Here is a 14950-nt window from a genome sequence, read left to right on the forward strand (position 1 = left end):
CCCACGTCTTGCTGAAAGTGGGCTAGCTTGACGGTTGATTGTTATCAAAAACTGAAAGTTATGAATATCTCACCCATACACCACTACTCGTTTAGCAAGGCATAACGACCATGACCTCCGTCTCCCCGATCCCGAGCTGGAATCCAAGCCCGTCCCGCGTGCCTGCCGCTACGGCAAGCAGGGCGGACACGCCCTCATCCCCGGCGTCGCCCCCTTCCGCCATCGTCGCCTTCGGCGGCCCGCCGGCCGCGTCATCTCTCGTGCCTTCGCCGATGGTGTGGGAAAGCGCGTCGCGCGACAAGGTGAGCGAGGCGATGACGAAAAGCTTCTCTTCGTATGCGTTTGGCGGTCGCTTCAGCGGCCTGGGCGCGGCCATGCTGGGTCAGGCCAAGCTGGGCAACTACAATTTCTCGCAGGCGATGCGCCAGCCGCCGCCGAGCACCACGCCGAATGTCTATGCGGCGTCCAGCATCGCGCCGGGTAGCCTGCACGGTAATGGCGAAGACCGGGTTACCCTCAGCATCACGACGAAAAGCGGCGTGGAAGTCAAGCTGGCACTCGACAGCCAGGGCGATGGACTGGCCGTGAAGATGACGACGAGCGGCGACCTCAGCGACGCTGAAGCCAGCGCCCTGGGCGAGTTGGCGAAAGGTTTTCAGGAAGCCATCGACGGCATGGGACAAAGTACGCCGAAAATCAAGCTCGAAGGCTTGATGCAGTTCGACCAGCAAGTGCTGGAGTCGGTGAAGCTGCATGCGGAAGTGAAGGTGCGCGGCGAGCCGGAAAGCGTGCAAACCCTGGATTTCCAGGCCGACGGCGCGCAGCGCAAGGTCAGCTTCAGCGGCGAGGCCGGCAGCCTGGACCTGAAGGTTGACGCCAGCCAACTCAATACCTTGGGCAGCAAGGAGCGGCAAGCCAAGGCGCTGGACAGTTATATGAAGCAGTTCGACCAGGCGGCGTCGCGCGGCCATGGCGACGCGGGCCTGGTGGCCATGCTCAAGGATAGCTTCACGGCCTTGCACAGCAATGCCGCCGCGCCGCAAGTGGCCACGGACAATCCCGCGACGGGCAAGTGGCGCCTGGCGGCCGAGGACAAGTCCATTTTGACGGGACTGGCCGATTTCAGCGCCTCCGTGTCGCAAACTGTGAAATTCAGCAATCCCATGCGCAGCGCGGAAAAGGATGGCTTCAATTACGAAGTGTCGCAAAAGACGGAGCAGGCCGGCGCCAGTCAGGACTCGCGTTCAATCAGGCAGCAGCAGCAATCGAAGCTGAGCGCCAGCTTCCATGAAACGCTGGTCCCCGGCGTGCCGCTGCGCCTGCTGGACAATACGGAATCGCAGAACTACACCTACCACCAGATCGAGGATACGGCCAACAGCGATGCGCAAGTGGCTTACAAGGATGGCAAGATGGTGAAGGCGAGCTTGCGGCAGGAGGGCAACCAGTCCGAGCACGTCATGAAGTATTTCCTGGGCAAGCTGGAATCGGACAAGACCACGCCGGGCAATTATTCCGTGCTGCGCGACTTGCTGCCCGTGCTGGGGCCGTACAAGTCGGGCGAAAAGGACATGACGTCCGAGGCGCGCCTGGAACAGCGCAAGCAGGCGTTGCTGACCTTGAGCGATGATGTGTTGCTGCAGTCGTATGCGGGCCGGACCATCAGCCTGTGGCAAGCCGATGTGCTGCCGGAGCAGGACAAGGCCGTCGCCGCTTAGCGATTGAGCGCGTCCAATGCAAAAAGCCCGTCTTCCTGCGAAGACGGGCTTTTTGTTTGATGCGGCGCAAACAGCTTACGTCTTGGCCTTGCTTTGCTTGATCCAGTAACCGACGCCCAGCGCGGCGAGCCACACGGGAATCAGGTAGACGGAGATGCGCAAGCCCGGCGTCAGATACATGATCACCAGGATGCCGGCCAGGAAGACCAGGCACAGGTAGTTGGTAAACGGGTAGCCCAGGCTCTGGAACAAGGTCGTTTTGCCTTCGATCTTTTTCTGCGCGCGGAAGCGCAAATGGATCCAGCTGATCATGGCCCAGTTGATGATCAGCGCCGACACCACGAGTCCCATCAGCACTTCGAACGCTTCGCCCGGCATGAAGTAATTGACCACCACGCAGGCGCCCGTGGCCAGGGCCGACACGCCCAGCGCCGCCAGCGGCACGCCGCGGCGGTTCAGGTGCAGCAGGGCGCGCGGCGCATTGCCTTGCTTGGCCAGGCCGAACAGCATGCGCGTGTTGCAGTACACGCCGCTGTTGTAGACGGAGAGGGCGGCCGTCAGCACCACCACGTTCAGGGCCGTGGCCACCAGGTTGCTGTCGAGCGCATGGAAGATCAGCACGAAGGGGCTGCCGCCGGTGACGACGTTTTGCCACGGGTACAGCGACAGCAAAATGCCCAGTGCGCCGATATAGAAAATCAAAATGCGGTAGATGGCCTGGTTGGTGGCGCGCGGAATCGTCGTGCTCGGGTCATCTGCCTCGGCCGCCGTGATGCCCACCAGTTCCAGGCCGCCGAACGAGAACATGATGACGGCCATGGCCATCACCAGGCCTTGCCAGCCATTCGGAAAAAAGCCGCCGTGCTGCCACAGATTGGCCACCGAAGCCTGCGGGCCCGCGTCGCCGGAGGCGAGCAGGTAAGCACCGAAGACGATCATGCCGATGATGGCGACCACCTTGATGATGGCGAACCAGAATTCCATTTCGCCGAAGGCTTTGACATTCAACAAACTGATGGCGTTGATGGCGCAGAAGAAAATCAGTGCCGAGACCCAGGTAGGCACGCCCGGCCACCAGTACTGCACGTAGATGCCGACGGCCGTCAGCTCGGCCATGCTGACCAGTACATACAGTACCCAGTAATTCCAGCCCGACAGGAAGCCGGGCAGGTGGCCGCAGTATTTGTCGGCAAAATAGCTGAAGGAGCCGGCGACGGGTTCGTCGACCACCATCTCGCCCAGCTGACGCATGATCAGGAAGGCGATGACGCCGGCGATGCCATAGCCCAGCAGTACTGAAGGGCCGGCCATCTTGATGGTTTGCGCGATGCCCAGGAACAGGCCGGTGCCGATGGCGCCGCCCAGGGCGATGAGCTGGATGTGACGGCTTTTCAGGCCGCGCTTGAGCTCTTGTGGTTCGGTATTCCCGACTGCCGTCATATGTTTTATCCTGTTTTTACGGGGCTGAGGTCGCTGATTCTAAAGCATGGGCGTGCAAATCAGGAGCGAAATGCATGTTGCACTGCGGGGGCGCAAGAAAAGCCCCGCAACTTCGCCGAACGGCGTGTAAAACCGCTGCAGGCTGCGCTCGCGGCACGGTATCATGATGGCAAATTTCAAGGAGCGTGTATGAACCCTGCGCAGCGCAGCCGTTTGCAAGGCATCAGCCTGGGCTTTTTGGCCGGCTATGTCGACACCCTGGGCTTTGTTGCCCTGTTTGGCCTGTTCACTGCCCATGTGACGGGCAACTTCGTGCTGATCGGCGCGGCGCTGGCCAACGCCACGCATGCCTCGATCGCCCTCAAGCTGCTGGCGTTTCCCGCGTTTATTCTGGGCGTGGCGGCGGCGCGGCTCTTGAGCGTGGCGGCCGAGCGCCGCGGCGGACCGGCGCTGCGCCTGACGCTGCTGCTGGAGCTGGCGCTGCTGCTCGGTTTCATGGTGTCTGGCGTGCTGGCCGAACCGCTGGCTGCGGAGCCGGGCGCGCTGGCCATGACGGCAGGACTGTTCGGCGCGGCCGCCATGGGCGCGCATAGCGCCATCAGCCGGCTGCTGCTGGCGCACCTGGCGCCCACGTCCATGATGACAGGCAATGTGACGCAGTTGGTGATCGATACGGTCGACGTGCTGCGCGGCGCTGCTGATGGCGCCACGCGCGAGCGCTGCCTCAAATTCTTCTGGCCCCTGCTGGGTTTTGCCGTGGGCGCCATCCTGGCCGCCTTTGCCTACCTGGCCGTGGGCTTTGCCGCGCTGGCCGTGCCGCTGGGCATCTTGCTCGTGCTGATCGCGCTGGAGCCGGCGCGCCTGACCGCTTAATCCTGCGCCGGTTGGCGCGCCGCGACGATGGCAGGTTCGTACACGGCCAGAAACTCGGGCGGCAGGCGGCGCGCGCGGCCGCTGCTCAGTTCGATGCAGATCAATTCCCAGCGTCCGCGCACGACGGTGGCGCCGTCGCTGTCGCGGATCAGCTGGAAGCGCCGTTCCATGCTGGAGCGGCCATCGCTGGCGCATAGCCAGGTGGCCAGGGTCAGCGCTTCACCCATCCTGGTGGGGAGCAGGTAATCGTATTCGCCGCGGCGTATCGCCATGGCGCGGTCCAGGCGCCGGTAATCGTCCAGATCCAGCCCCAGAGCGGCCGAGTGATGCCAGGCAATATGTTCGCACCAGCGCACGTAGACGGCATTGTTCGTATGCTGCAGCCCGTCGATGTCGGCCGCTACGGGCATGACGGGCAGGGTGTGGGCGTGCGGATAGTCCCAGTTCAAGTGCGCTCCTTTCGATACGGTGGCGGCTGATTGTACGTTCTTGCGGCGCCTCCTGTCTCTTGCGCACGCATGGGAAAACGCTTGTTTTCATGTTGATGTATGATGCATCATAATGCCAATTTCAAAGCACTTACTCAAAATACCCATGAACTCTCCGCTGGACAGCCTGGTGCACGTCAATCTGGGAAAATCCGTATATGCGACGCTGCGCGACGCGCTGGCGGCGGGGCGCTTCCAGCCGAATGACCGGCTGCGCATCCGCGAGCTGGCGCTGCAGCTGGGCACCAGCGTCACGCCCGTGCGCGACGCCATGCTGCAGCTGGTGCAGGAAGAGGCATTGGTGCTGCGCTCGCCGCGCGACTTCCGCGTGCCCGTGCTCAGCGTGGCGCGCTACCTGGAAATCCGCGCGCTGCGCCTGGAACTGGAAGGGCTGGGCGCGTTTGAAGCGGCGCAGCGCATCGACGGCGCCACCCTGGCCGACCTGGAACGCCTGCTGCAAGCGAATGAAGTCGCCATCGCGCGGCACGACCTGCCTGCGGCCCTGCAATGCAACCAGGCGTTTCACCTGGCGCTGGCGCAAGCTGCCGGCATGCCGACCTTGAAACGCTTTGTCGACCATTTGTGGATGCAAACGGCGCCCCTGATTGCCGCCGGCTACGCCAGCTTTTCGCCCGACATGCGTGTCGGTCATCACCACGCCATCATCAGCGCGCTGCGCCAGCGCGACAGCGCGGCCGCGCGGCGCGCCATCGAACAGGACATTCTCGACGGCGGCACGCAAATGCTGGCCTATGTCATGCGCCAGGAGCGCATCCACGCCGGCGCAACACTACAAGACAAGGATGAACATGACGCATATCAAGCACAAGATTGAACAGAAAACGGCCATCGTCACGGGCGCCAGCCGCGGCATCGGCCATGCCGTCGCGGAACGCTTCCGCAGCCTGGGCTGGAGGGTCATCACCGTGTCGCGCAGCCCGATTCCCGGCGGCTGTCCGCGCAGCCAGGAGCACAACACACATGTGTGCATGGATTTGTCGGACCTGAGCCAGATCGGGCAGATGGTCGATACGCTGCGCCCCATGCTGGGCGACTCGAAACTGCACGCGCTGGTCAACAACGCGGGCGTGTCGCCGAAGGGGCCGGGCGGCTCGCGCGTCAATTCGCTGACCACCGACATGCAGACCTGGCAGGAAATGTACAACACGAATTTCTTTGCCCCGCTGGCGCTGACGCGCGGCTTTGCGCAGGAATTGTCGAACGCGCACGGCTCTGTCGTGAACCTGTGTTCGATTGCCGGCTACCGCGTGCACCCGTTCGCCGGCTCCGCCTACGCCAGCTCGAAGGCGGCCCTGGCGTCGCTGACGCGCGAAATGGCCAACGACATGGCGCCGCTGAACGTGCGCGTGAACGCCATCGCACCGGGCGAGATCGACACGGCGATCCTGTCGCCCGGCACCTCGCACATCGTCGATACGCAAATTCCCCTGCGCCGCCTGGGCACGACGGCTGAAGTGGCCGACCTGGTGGAGTTTTTGTGCAGCGAGCGCGCCTCGTACATCACGGGCGCGGAAATTCCCATCGACGGCGGCCAGCGCATTTAATTGAAAGGGAAGAGCACATGACACAACATATCGGCATCGTCGGCTGCTCGGCCGAAGGCGCGGCCCTGTGCTACCGCACGATTTGCGAAGAGGGCGCGCATGCGCTGGGCGCGTATGAACACCCGGAAGTGACGCTGCACACGCCGTCGCTGGCGCGCTATGTGGATTGCCTGAACGGGGGCGACCTGGCCGGCGTGGCCGGGCTGATGCTGGCGTCGGCGCACAAGCTGGCCGCCGCCGGCGCCGATTTCCTGATCTGCCCCGATAACACCATCCACCAGGCGTTTGCCCTGATGGCGCCCCATTCGCCGCTGCCCTGGCTGCATATCGCCGATGTCGTGGCCGCCGAAGCGGCTGCGCGTGGTTACCAGCGAGTCGGTTTGACGGGCACGCGCTGGCTGGTCGACAGCGCCGTGTATCCGGACATGCTGGCGGCGCACGGCATCGCTTGCGTGCGGCCCGACGAGGATGCGCGCAGCGAGATCAACCGCATCATCATGGAAGAACTGGTGCCGGGCGTGGTCAAACCGGACAGCGTGGCACGCTTCCAGGCCATCATCGCTGGCTTGGGGGAGCAGGGCTGCGACGCCGTCATCCTTGGCTGCACGGAAATCCCGCTGATCATCAGCGATGCCAATTCGCCGCTGCCGACCCTGGACTCCACGCGGCTGCTGGCGCGCGCGGCCTTGCGCAGGGCGCTGGCCGCCTGATTACCGAGTCAGCTGCGTATCCAGCTGCGCCTGCAACGCGGCCACCACCAGCGCGTGGTCGTCGGCCTGCGCCAGGCCGGAGACGGTTACCGTGCCGACCAGGCCCACGCCGCGTATCAACAGGGGAAAGGCGCCGCCGTGGCCCGCGTACTCGATGTCATCGAGGTATTTCACGTCTTCAAAGGTGCTGCCGCGGCTCTTGTACGAGATACCCATGTAGTAGGAGCTGCGGCAAAAGCGCTGTACCGTATTGTTCTTGCGGCGTATCCAGTCCGCCTGGTCCGCCGTGGCGCCCGTCATGGCGTGGTGGAAGAGGATCTGACCGTTGCGCGTGATGTTGACAGTGACGGCCTTGCCGCGTCGGCGCACTTCCTCGACGATCCACAGGCCCACGGCCAGCGCGGCGTCATTGTCGAAGCGTTCGAATTGCAGGGATTCTTCCTGTTGCGCCAGGGTGTGCAGCAAATCGGCGTAATGATCCATCGTGGTGGCGGGTGGTAGTGGCTGGAAACGCTACTGTAGCGCACCATGGGCCAGGCGCGCGCGCTTTTTCCATGTGAGGCCTACAATAGGCTGCATGAACCTGTCCCTGTTTGCCGATGAAGACTACGCCCAGGCCGGCCCGGCGCCGCTGGTGCCCGGCACGTCCGCGTCGGTTCTGCTGCGCGGCTTCGCTCTGCCTTACCTGGACGAGGTGCTGCCGGCGCTGGACGCCATCGTGCTGGCGGCGCCCCTGCGCCACATGGCCACGCCGGGGGGCTTGCGCATGTCGGTTGCCATGAGTAATTGTGGCCCCCTGGGCTGGATCACGGATGGACGCGGCTACCGCTATGCGCGGTTCGATCCGGCCAGCGGCCTTCCGTGGCCGCCAATTCCGCCCGTATTCCTGCGCCTGGCGCGGCAGGCGGCGCTGGCAGCCGGCTATCCGGGCTTCACGCCCGACGCCTGCCTGGTCAACCGCTATGCGCCTGGCGCGCGCATGGCCCTGCATCAGGACCGCGATGAATGCGATTTCAACGCGCCCATCGTCTCGGTCTCGCTGGGCTTGCCCGCCACTTTCCTGTTCGGCGGCGCCGAGCGCGGTGACAAGGCGGCGCGCATCGCCCTGCAGCATGGCGACGTGGTGGTGTGGGGCGGCGCCGACCGCCTGCGCTTCCATGGCGTGGCGCCCCTGAAGGAGGGCGAACACGCGCTGCTGGGCGCGCAGCGCATCAATCTGACGTTTCGCAAGGCTGCCTGAGCTGACGCCAGGCTGTGCGTGCACCTGCTTCGGTAATGCAATTAACTTGCAAAAGAGGGTGATTTTCTGCATCATATGCAACTTGTTTGCATATGGAGCCATCACCATGAAGCGCACTTGCCTTTCCTCGCCCCTGCCTGACGTGGCGGCCGGTCCCCATCTGGGCAGCCCCTTGCCGCGGGAGTGGGTGGGCATGCAGGGCATCGCCTTGCCGCTGTGGCTGGAGGAGGGTGGGCAGGCGCAGCAAGTGCATGCCTGGGCCGACGTGCAAGTCGATTTGCCCGACCCGCACGTCAAGGGCATCCACATGTCACGCCTGTATCTGCTGCTCGATGCGTTTGCCGCCGCGCAGCCGCTCGATGCAGGCGCGCTGGCCGCCGTGTTGCGGCGCATGGTGGACAGTCACGCCGATTGCGGCAGCACGCAGGCGCGCATGGCGCTGGCCTTCCCCGTGCTGCGGCGGCAGCCGGCGCTGTTGACGGCGGGACTGTCGGGCTGGAAATCGTATCCCGTGCGTCTGCAGTCCAGTTGCTCCCCGCAGGGCTTTGCCCTGTCCCTGACGGTGGAGATCGGCTATTCGTCGACCTGTCCATGTTCGGCGGCGCTGGCGCGGCAGTTGCTGGCCGACGCCTTTGCGGTGCAGTTCGGCAGAGGAAGCGTCGACGCCGCTGCTGCCCGCGCCTGGCTGCGGGAGCACGCCAGCCTGGCCACGCCGCACAGCCAGCGCAGCACGGCGACGGTCACCGTGCCATTGACGGAACAGGCGGAGCTGAACCTGTTTCCCCTGATCGACCTTGTAGAGGCAGCGCTGGCGACGCCGCTGCAGACGGCCGTGAAACGGGCCGACGAGCAGGCTTTCGCGCGCCTCAATGGTGCTAATCTGATGTATGTGGAAGACGCGGCCCGCCGCGTGCAGGCGGCGCTTGTACCACCTTATGCGCAGGCGCGTGTTACCGTACAGCATATGGAAAGCCTGCATCCGCACGATGCCGTGGCACAGGCAGGCCAGCTTGCCTGAGCTTTTCACTCAACCACCGTGGAGGAAGACCGCATGCCGGAGAAAATCACGCAGGAGCCTGGCGAAGCCAGCCTGGAAGAGGAACTCGAGCGCGAACGGCGCGACCATGCGCTGATCGACGAGGAAAAGCTGGGCATGGACGAGCTGGAAGAGGAGCACCTGAAGCGGGAACGCCAACCGGGCGCGCAGGCAGGGCGCTAGTTTGCAGGGTCACAGGGCCACGGTGATCGATGGCCGCTGGCATCGCGCCGCGCTGCCCGGTACAATTTCGCTTTGTTCTACTCCCCCAACCCCGGAGGCCCATGAAATATCGCGCATTTTTCCAGTTCATCCTCGGCCTGACAGGCGCCACTCTGGCCGTCTCGCAAGCCCAGGCCGCCACCATCTGCACCGCCATGGCCGACGCCAGGACGGGCGCCGTCTTGCTGCAAGAAGGCAATTGCATCGACCGCGTTACCCCTGCCTCCACGTTCAAGATCGCGCTCAGCCTGATGGGCTATGACGCAGGTTTCCTCAAGGATGAGCACAAGCCCAGCTTGCCATACCGCCAGGGCTATGTGGACTGGGGCGGTGAAGCGTGGCGCCAGGATACGGACCCGTCGCGCTGGATGCAGTATTCCGTCGTCTGGTATTCGCAGCAGATCACGCAGGCGCTGGGCGCCGAGCGCTTCCAGAAATACGCCAGGGCTTTGCGCTATGGCAATGCGGACGTCTCGGGCGACCCGGGCAAGGACAATAGCCTGGAGCGCTCGTGGATCAGCTCTTCGCTGAAAATTTCCCCATTGGAACAGCTGGGTTTCTTGCGCAAGCTGGTCAATTACCAGTTGCCTGTGAGCAAGCAGGCGATGCAGGAAACGCAGCGCCTGACGCGCCTGGCAGACGTGGGCGGCTGGCAAGTGCATGGCAAGACGGGTGCGGCCTTCCCGCGCAAGGCCGACGGCAGCTTTGACGAAGCGCATGGCTATGGCTGGTTCGTGGGCTGGGCCAGCAAGGGCGAGCGCAGCATCGTCTTCGCGCGCCTGGTGCAGGACGAGCAGAAAGGCCTGCCATCGGCGGGACTGCGCACGCGCGACGCCATGCTGAAAGAGTTGCCGGCCCTGTTGGAGCAGGCGCAGAAGTGACGGCCAGCATCGTTGCCGCCACCTTCATTGTGACCGAGGGCGACTATCTGGAAGCCGTGATCGAGGTGGGCGGCCAGCGTCTGCACGTGATGGACGAGTTCGGCGGCGGGCAAATGGACGCCGGCACGCAGTTCCAGGCCGAACTGTGGCCCATGGCCAGCGAGCGCGATGACTGGGACGGCATTTTCAGCGCCAATCCTGGCCGCGAAAAGCGCCTGCTGCGGCTCGAAGGCTGGCGCTACCTGGCGCTGGGCGAGGTGATCAGCGTCGACCCCGTCGTGTGCGACTGCGGCCTGCTGCTAGTGGATGATGCTTTTTATACGCGGGACGCACGCTGCGTGGGCGAGTACGTGGGCATCACCTTGGCGCGGCTCGATGCCTGTCTCGCTTAGGCCCCCGAGAGAAGCCGATGGACCAGTTGATAACCGAGCCGGATACCAAAACAAAACACGGCAAAGCCGCAGGAGGCAAGGAAGATGGCTTGCAGTTGCTGGCGTGCAGACAGAGTTGGCATGGCGGCGTCCATCAGGGAGTGTGGCGGGAGTGCCAGCCGATATTAACTGATTGTTTTATGTATTGGCAATAATCCTGTCATCTTGCGTACTTCCGCTTACTTATTTCCATCCCGCCACATTGCCCGCCCTATATACTTGCTGAAACGGATCATCCGGCATCAGACAAGGTTACAAGCATGGCATCAGGCATGGAGCAGTTTCAGGAAAAAGCACGGCAGGCGTTGATACAGGCGCGCGCGCAGGTCGTTCGCGTGGCGGGGCTGGCGTGGGTCAAGGCGGTGGCGCTGTACCGGCGCGGCCACGCGCACTTGATGACCTTGCCGCCCGTGCGACGCGCGCTGGTGCTGGGGCTATGGTCTTTCCTGGCTGTGCTGGGCTTGGTGACGCTGTACATGCTGCTGCTGGTCCCCTTGACGCCCAGCATCCACGACTTGCGCCAGGCGCGCGCGGCCGCACCGAGCACCATGGTCAGCGCCGATGGCAAGGAATTGGGCCGTTTCGACCAGGGCTTGCAGGAGCGGGTCACCTTGAAGCAGATTTCGCCGAACGTGATCAGCGCATTGATCTCGACGGAAGACCACCGTTTCTACGAACACCACGGCATCGACTTCACGCGCACGGCCGGCGCCATCCTGCACACGGCCGGGGGCAACCCCCAGGGCGGTTCCACCATCACGCAGCAGCTGGCGCGCAATATGTTCCCCGAGGAAATTGGCCGCTCGCGCAACCTGAACCGCAAGCTGAAGGAGCTGATCACCGCCCTGAAGATCGAGGCCACCTACAGCAAGACGGAAATCCTGGAAGCCTACCTGAACACGGTACCTTTTCTGTACAACACCTACGGCATCGAAATGGCGGCCCGTACGTATTTCGACAAGCCCGCGTCGCGCCTCGACATCCTGGAAAGCGCCACCCTGGTCGGCATGCTCAAGGGTACGAATTACTACAATCCCGTCGGCAATCCCGAGCGTTCCCTGCAGCGGCGCAATGTGGTGCTGGGCCAGATGCGCAAACATGATGTTATCAACGAAGCGCGTTACCAGCAGTTGATCAAGCGTCCGCTGCGCCTGCATTTCGAACGCCAGAGCGAGCGGGCGCAGTCGGACAGCCACTTCACGGCCTATGTGCGCAAGTGGCTGATCGACTGGGCTGACGAGAACGATTACAACCTGGAGCGCGATGGCCTGGTGGTGCACACCACGCTCGACCATGATTTGCAGCAGGCGGCCGAGCGCGCCGTCGAGCGCCAGGCGAACGCCTTGCAGGCCATTGCCGACGTGGAATGGAGTCGCGCCGGGGTGCCGTCGTCTACCTCGACGGGCATGTATGCGGGCATGCAGGGCGGCAGCGTGCCGTTCGATTACTTCTGGAAATCGCATCCGGCCCTGCTGGACGCCTTCGTGCGCGAGTCGGGCGACTACCGCAAGCTGACGGCCGCCGGCGGCACGCCAGAGGCAGCGCTGGCGCAGCTGAAAGGCGACCGCGCCTTCATGGCGGCCCTGCGCAAGTCGAAGACGCGCCTGGAAGCGGGCTTTGCGGCCATGGATCCGGCCACGGGCGCCGTGCGCGCCTGGGTAGGCAGCCGCGACTTTGCGCGCGAACAATTCGACCATGTGTCGCAGGCGGCACGCCAGCCCGGTTCCACTTTTAAACCTATCGTGTATGGCGCGGCGCTGGAAAAGGGCCTCAGTCCCGAACACGTCTACCGCGATGCCGTGATGGATATCAAGGCATCCGACGGCACGATATGGCGACCCACGGACATGAGCGGCACCACGGGGCGCGACATGACCATGCGAGACGGTCTCGTCTACTCGAAAAACACCATCACGGCGCAAGTGATGCAGGATGTCGGCTTGCCGCCTATCATCAAGCTGGCGCGCGCACTGGGCATCCGCGACAGCAAGCTGGAAAAAGTGCCGTCGCTGGCGCTGGGCACCAGTCCCGTCACCTTGCTGGAAATGGTCAACGCCTACGCCAGCATCGCGGCCCAGGGCGAGGCGCGACTGCCGTTCGTCGTGACGCACATCACAGACCGCGAAGGGACGGTCATCGCCCGTTTTGGCGAAGACAAGCCCACGCGCGCCATGCAGGCGGCATCGGCCGCCACCCTGACGGACATGATGCGCGGCGTGATCGACCGCGGCACGGGCACGGCCATCCGCAGCCGCTTCGGCATCCGCTCCGACGTGGCTGGCAAGAGCGGCACCACGCAAAACAATGCGGATGGCTGGTTTATCCTGATGCATCCGGAACTGGTGGGCGGGGCCTGGGTAGGTTTCAATGACGCCAGGGTCACCATGCGCAGCAATTACTGGGGCCAGGGCGGCCACAACGCCGTGCTGGTGGTGGGCGACTTCTTCAAGACGGCGCTCGATACGGGCAAGCTGTCGCGCGACGCCATCTTCCCCGGCGGCAAGCCGCCACCGCCGCTACGCCATGTGGAAGTGGTCGAGGAGCCACAGGATGAGCCGGTGGAAGAGCCGGGCAACTTGCTGCAGGAAGGCGCGCCGCCAGCGCCGCTGGCCATGCCGGCCGAAGGCGAGGGTGGACAGGAGTCGCATGGCAAGGCGGTGCAGGAGCCGGCGCCATCCCCGGCACCGCAACCCGCTCCGGCGCCGGTGCCGGTCCCGGTCCCGGTGCCGCAAGGGTAGGCGCCGCCGCCATGGCAAATTCAACCATTGCAAAGAATAATCATGACCTCACACAAGCCCACACTGCGCCTGATACTCGGCGACCAGCTCAATGCGCAGCATCGCTGGTTCACCGAAGTCGATGACGCCACCATCTATGTCCTGATGGAAGTGCGGCAAGAAACGGATTACGTGCTGCATCATGCGCAGAAAATCCTGGCGATCTTCGCAGCCATGCGGGAGTTGGCGCGCCAGCTGCGCCAGCTCGGCCACACAGTCCATTACATCGCCATCGACCAGGCGGCAAGCACGCGCTCGATACCGGAGAATATCGAAGCGCTGATTACCCGTTATGACGCCGGCGCCTTCGAATACCAGGCACCGGACGAATGGCGCCTTGACCAGCAGCTCTACCAGGCGGGACGACGCTCGACCATCCCCTGGCTGATGGTCGACAGCGACCATTTCTATACGGCCCGCAACGAGGTGGCCGATATTTTTGCCGGACGCAAGCAATGGCTGATGGAGTTTTTCTATCGCCAGATGCGCAGCACGCACCAGGTGCTGATGGAAGACGCGAAAAAACCCGTGGGCGGCCAATGGAACTTCGATCACGATAACCGCAAGCCCTGGCGCGGTACGCCCGCCGAGCCGCAAGACCCGCGCACGCTGCACGATCATGGGCAATTATGGCAATCCATCGTCGCCGCAGGCGTGAAAAGCTTTGGCGCTCCCCAGGCCGACCGGCTGCCATGGGCGCTGAACCGGGACGAAGCGCTGCAGCAGCTCGATGCCTTCATCGCCCATGCATTGCCGCATTTTGGCGATTTCCAGGATGCGATGAGCAGCAAGGCATGGCGCTTGTTTCATTCTTTGCTGTCGTTCGCGCTGAACGTGAAAATGCTCAAGCCGCGCGAAGTCGTCGCGAGGGCACAATCGGCTTATCACGCCGGCCATGCGCCCCTGGCTGCGGTGGAGGGGTTCATCCGCCAGATACTCGGATGGCGCGAGTATGTGCGTGGTGTTTACTGGGCGCATATGCCCGGCTATGCGGAGAAGAACTTCTTTGGCCACACGCGCCCGCTGCCTTCGTGGTTCTGGGATGGCAAGACGAAGATGCATTGCCTGTCGCAGGCGATCACCCAGTCACTGGAGCAGGCACACGCGCATCATATCCAGCGCCTGATGGTGATCGGCAATTTCGCGCTGCTTGCCGGCCTGGATCCTGCCAGGGTGCATGGCTGGTACCTGGGTATTTATATCGATGCTTTCGAATGGGTGGAGTTGCCCAATACCGTCGGCATGAGCCAGTTCGCCGATGGCGGCTTGCTGGCCACCAAGCCATATGTCTCCAGCGCCGCCTATATCGACCGCATGGGCGATTATTGCAAAGGCTGCCATTACGATAAAAAGGCGCGCATCGGCGAGCGTGCCTGCCCCTTCAATGCCCTGTACTGGGATTTTTTTCATCGCAACGCGGACACCCTGGAGCGCAATCCCCGCATAGGCATGGCGTATCGCCAGCTGGAGAAAATGGACGCGGCGACGATAGCGGATTTCCGGCAGCAGGCGGCCAGTATGCTGGCCAGGCTCGATTCCCTGTAAAACCGGGCAATCCGGCCCGGCACG

General features: G+C 63.7%; 15 protein-coding genes. 12 read left to right on the forward strand and 3 right to left on the reverse strand.

The genetic code is table 11. The features are described from left to right. Positions 1-110 precede the first annotated feature (110 nt). The gene (locus C8C89_RS16120) at positions 111-1718 is read left to right on the forward strand and encodes a hypothetical protein (protein WP_133991001.1); all 1608 of its coding nucleotides are present in this window, start codon (positions 111-113) and stop codon (positions 1716-1718) included. 75 nt (positions 1719-1793) lie between these two features. Here the strand turns inward: C8C89_RS16120 and C8C89_RS16125 are convergent, their stop codons facing one another. Beyond that, a complete protein-coding gene (locus tag C8C89_RS16125) occupies positions 1794-3158 on the reverse strand; it encodes an amino acid permease (protein WP_133991003.1) in 1365 nt (454 codons plus the stop codon). Positions 3159-3347: 189 nt separating this feature from the next. Here C8C89_RS16125 and C8C89_RS16130 point away from each other — a divergent pair, with 189 nt between their 5' ends. Beyond that, positions 3348-4031 (forward strand): YoaK family protein, encoded by a 684-nt coding sequence (locus tag C8C89_RS16130; protein WP_101481559.1) that lies wholly within the window; start codon positions 3348-3350, stop codon positions 4029-4031. Here C8C89_RS16130 and C8C89_RS16135 read toward each other — a convergent pair. Further along, entirely contained in the window at positions 4028-4480 is a 453-nt protein-coding gene (locus C8C89_RS16135; protein WP_208327707.1) for a thioesterase family protein, read from the reverse strand. The genes C8C89_RS16130 and C8C89_RS16135 overlap by 4 nt on opposite strands. Positions 4481-4625: 145 nt before the next feature. On the opposite strand from C8C89_RS16135, the gene C8C89_RS16140 reads away from it, so the two are divergent. Genes C8C89_RS16140 through C8C89_RS16150 form a run of 3 tightly spaced genes read left to right on the forward strand, consistent with a single transcriptional unit; the run spans position 4626 to position 6794 of the window. Beyond that, complete coding sequence (locus C8C89_RS16140) at positions 4626-5354, forward strand: GntR family transcriptional regulator (protein ID WP_101481558.1); 729 nt, start codon at positions 4626-4628, stop codon at positions 5352-5354. Beyond that, a complete protein-coding gene (locus C8C89_RS16145; protein WP_101484576.1) occupies positions 5329-6084 on the forward strand; it encodes an SDR family oxidoreductase in 756 nt (251 codons plus the stop codon). Before C8C89_RS16140 ends, C8C89_RS16145 begins: the two co-directional genes overlap by 26 nt. Positions 6085-6101: 17 nt before the next feature. Further along, complete coding sequence (locus tag C8C89_RS16150) at positions 6102-6794, forward strand: amino acid racemase (protein WP_133991005.1); 693 nt, start codon at positions 6102-6104, stop codon at positions 6792-6794. On the opposite strand, the gene C8C89_RS16155 is transcribed toward C8C89_RS16150, so the two are convergent. Then, the gene (locus C8C89_RS16155) at positions 6795-7277 is read right to left on the reverse strand and encodes a heme-degrading domain-containing protein (RefSeq protein WP_133991007.1); all 483 of its coding nucleotides are present in this window, start codon (positions 7275-7277) and stop codon (positions 6795-6797) included. 94 nt (positions 7278-7371) lie between these two features. On the opposite strand from C8C89_RS16155, the gene alkB reads away from it, so the two are divergent. From alkB to C8C89_RS16185, 7 genes are all read left to right on the forward strand, one after another. After that, complete coding sequence (gene alkB / locus C8C89_RS16160; protein ID WP_133991009.1) at positions 7372-8034, forward strand: DNA oxidative demethylase AlkB; 663 nt, start codon at positions 7372-7374, stop codon at positions 8032-8034. Positions 8035-8140: 106 nt separating this feature from the next. Next, positions 8141-9052, forward strand: a complete 912-nt coding sequence (gene folE2 / locus C8C89_RS16165; protein WP_166674763.1) for a GTP cyclohydrolase FolE2 — start codon at positions 8141-8143, stop codon at positions 9050-9052. A gap of 33 nt (positions 9053-9085) precedes the next feature. Then, positions 9086-9253 carry a hypothetical protein gene (locus C8C89_RS27025; RefSeq protein ID WP_166674764.1) on the forward strand — a complete coding sequence of 56 codons (168 nt, stop codon included), beginning with the start codon at positions 9086-9088 and terminating at the stop codon, positions 9251-9253. 101 nt (positions 9254-9354) lie between these two features. Beyond that, a complete protein-coding gene (gene blaOXA, locus C8C89_RS16170) occupies positions 9355-10173 on the forward strand; it encodes a class D beta-lactamase (RefSeq protein WP_133991011.1) in 819 nt (272 codons plus the stop codon). Further along, positions 10170-10565 carry a hypothetical protein gene (locus C8C89_RS16175; protein WP_133991013.1) on the forward strand — a complete coding sequence of 132 codons (396 nt, stop codon included), beginning with the start codon at positions 10170-10172 and terminating at the stop codon, positions 10563-10565. The genes blaOXA and C8C89_RS16175 overlap by 4 nt, the downstream gene beginning before the upstream one ends. A 299-nt stretch (positions 10566-10864) precedes the next feature. After that, positions 10865-13342 carry a transglycosylase domain-containing protein gene (locus C8C89_RS16180; RefSeq protein ID WP_133991015.1) on the forward strand — a complete coding sequence of 826 codons (2478 nt, stop codon included), beginning with the start codon at positions 10865-10867 and terminating at the stop codon, positions 13340-13342. 42 nt (positions 13343-13384) lie between these two features. After that, complete coding sequence (locus C8C89_RS16185) at positions 13385-14926, forward strand: cryptochrome/photolyase family protein (RefSeq protein ID WP_133991017.1); 1542 nt, start codon at positions 13385-13387, stop codon at positions 14924-14926. Positions 14927-14950: the final 24 nt, after the last annotated feature.

It is taken from the genome of Janthinobacterium sp. 75 (assembly GCF_004365495.1).
Lineage (GTDB): Bacteria > Pseudomonadota > Gammaproteobacteria > Burkholderiales > Burkholderiaceae_D > Janthinobacterium.

Excerpts from the sequence above, each read along its gene's own strand:
- C8C89_RS16145 (WP_101484576.1), top strand. The coding sequence starts at position 5,329 with ATGACGCATATCAAGCACAAGATTGAACAGAAAACGGCCATCGTCACG.
- C8C89_RS16155 (WP_133991007.1), bottom strand. The coding sequence starts at position 7,277 with ATGGATCATTACGCCGATTTGCTGCACACCCTGGCGCAACAGGAAGAA.
- C8C89_RS16130 (WP_101481559.1), top strand. The coding sequence starts at position 3,348 with ATGAACCCTGCGCAGCGCAGCCGTTTGCAAGGCATCAGCCTGGGCTTT.
- blaOXA (WP_133991011.1), top strand. The coding sequence starts at position 9,355 with ATGAAATATCGCGCATTTTTCCAGTTCATCCTCGGCCTGACAGGCGCC.
- C8C89_RS16180 (WP_133991015.1), top strand. The coding sequence starts at position 10,865 with ATGGCATCAGGCATGGAGCAGTTTCAGGAAAAAGCACGGCAGGCGTTG.
- C8C89_RS16140 (WP_101481558.1), top strand. The coding sequence starts at position 4,626 with ATGAACTCTCCGCTGGACAGCCTGGTGCACGTCAATCTGGGAAAATCC.
- folE2 (WP_166674763.1), top strand. The coding sequence starts at position 8,141 with ATGAAGCGCACTTGCCTTTCCTCGCCCCTGCCTGACGTGGCGGCCGGT.
- C8C89_RS16150 (WP_133991005.1), top strand. The coding sequence starts at position 6,102 with ATGACACAACATATCGGCATCGTCGGCTGCTCGGCCGAAGGCGCGGCC.
- C8C89_RS16125 (WP_133991003.1), bottom strand. The coding sequence starts at position 3,158 with ATGACGGCAGTCGGGAATACCGAACCACAAGAGCTCAAGCGCGGCCTG.
- C8C89_RS16185 (WP_133991017.1), top strand. The coding sequence starts at position 13,385 with ATGACCTCACACAAGCCCACACTGCGCCTGATACTCGGCGACCAGCTC.
- alkB (WP_133991009.1), top strand. The coding sequence starts at position 7,372 with ATGAACCTGTCCCTGTTTGCCGATGAAGACTACGCCCAGGCCGGCCCG.
- C8C89_RS27025 (WP_166674764.1), top strand. The coding sequence starts at position 9,086 with ATGCCGGAGAAAATCACGCAGGAGCCTGGCGAAGCCAGCCTGGAAGAG.
- C8C89_RS16120 (WP_133991001.1), top strand. The coding sequence starts at position 111 with ATGACCTCCGTCTCCCCGATCCCGAGCTGGAATCCAAGCCCGTCCCGC.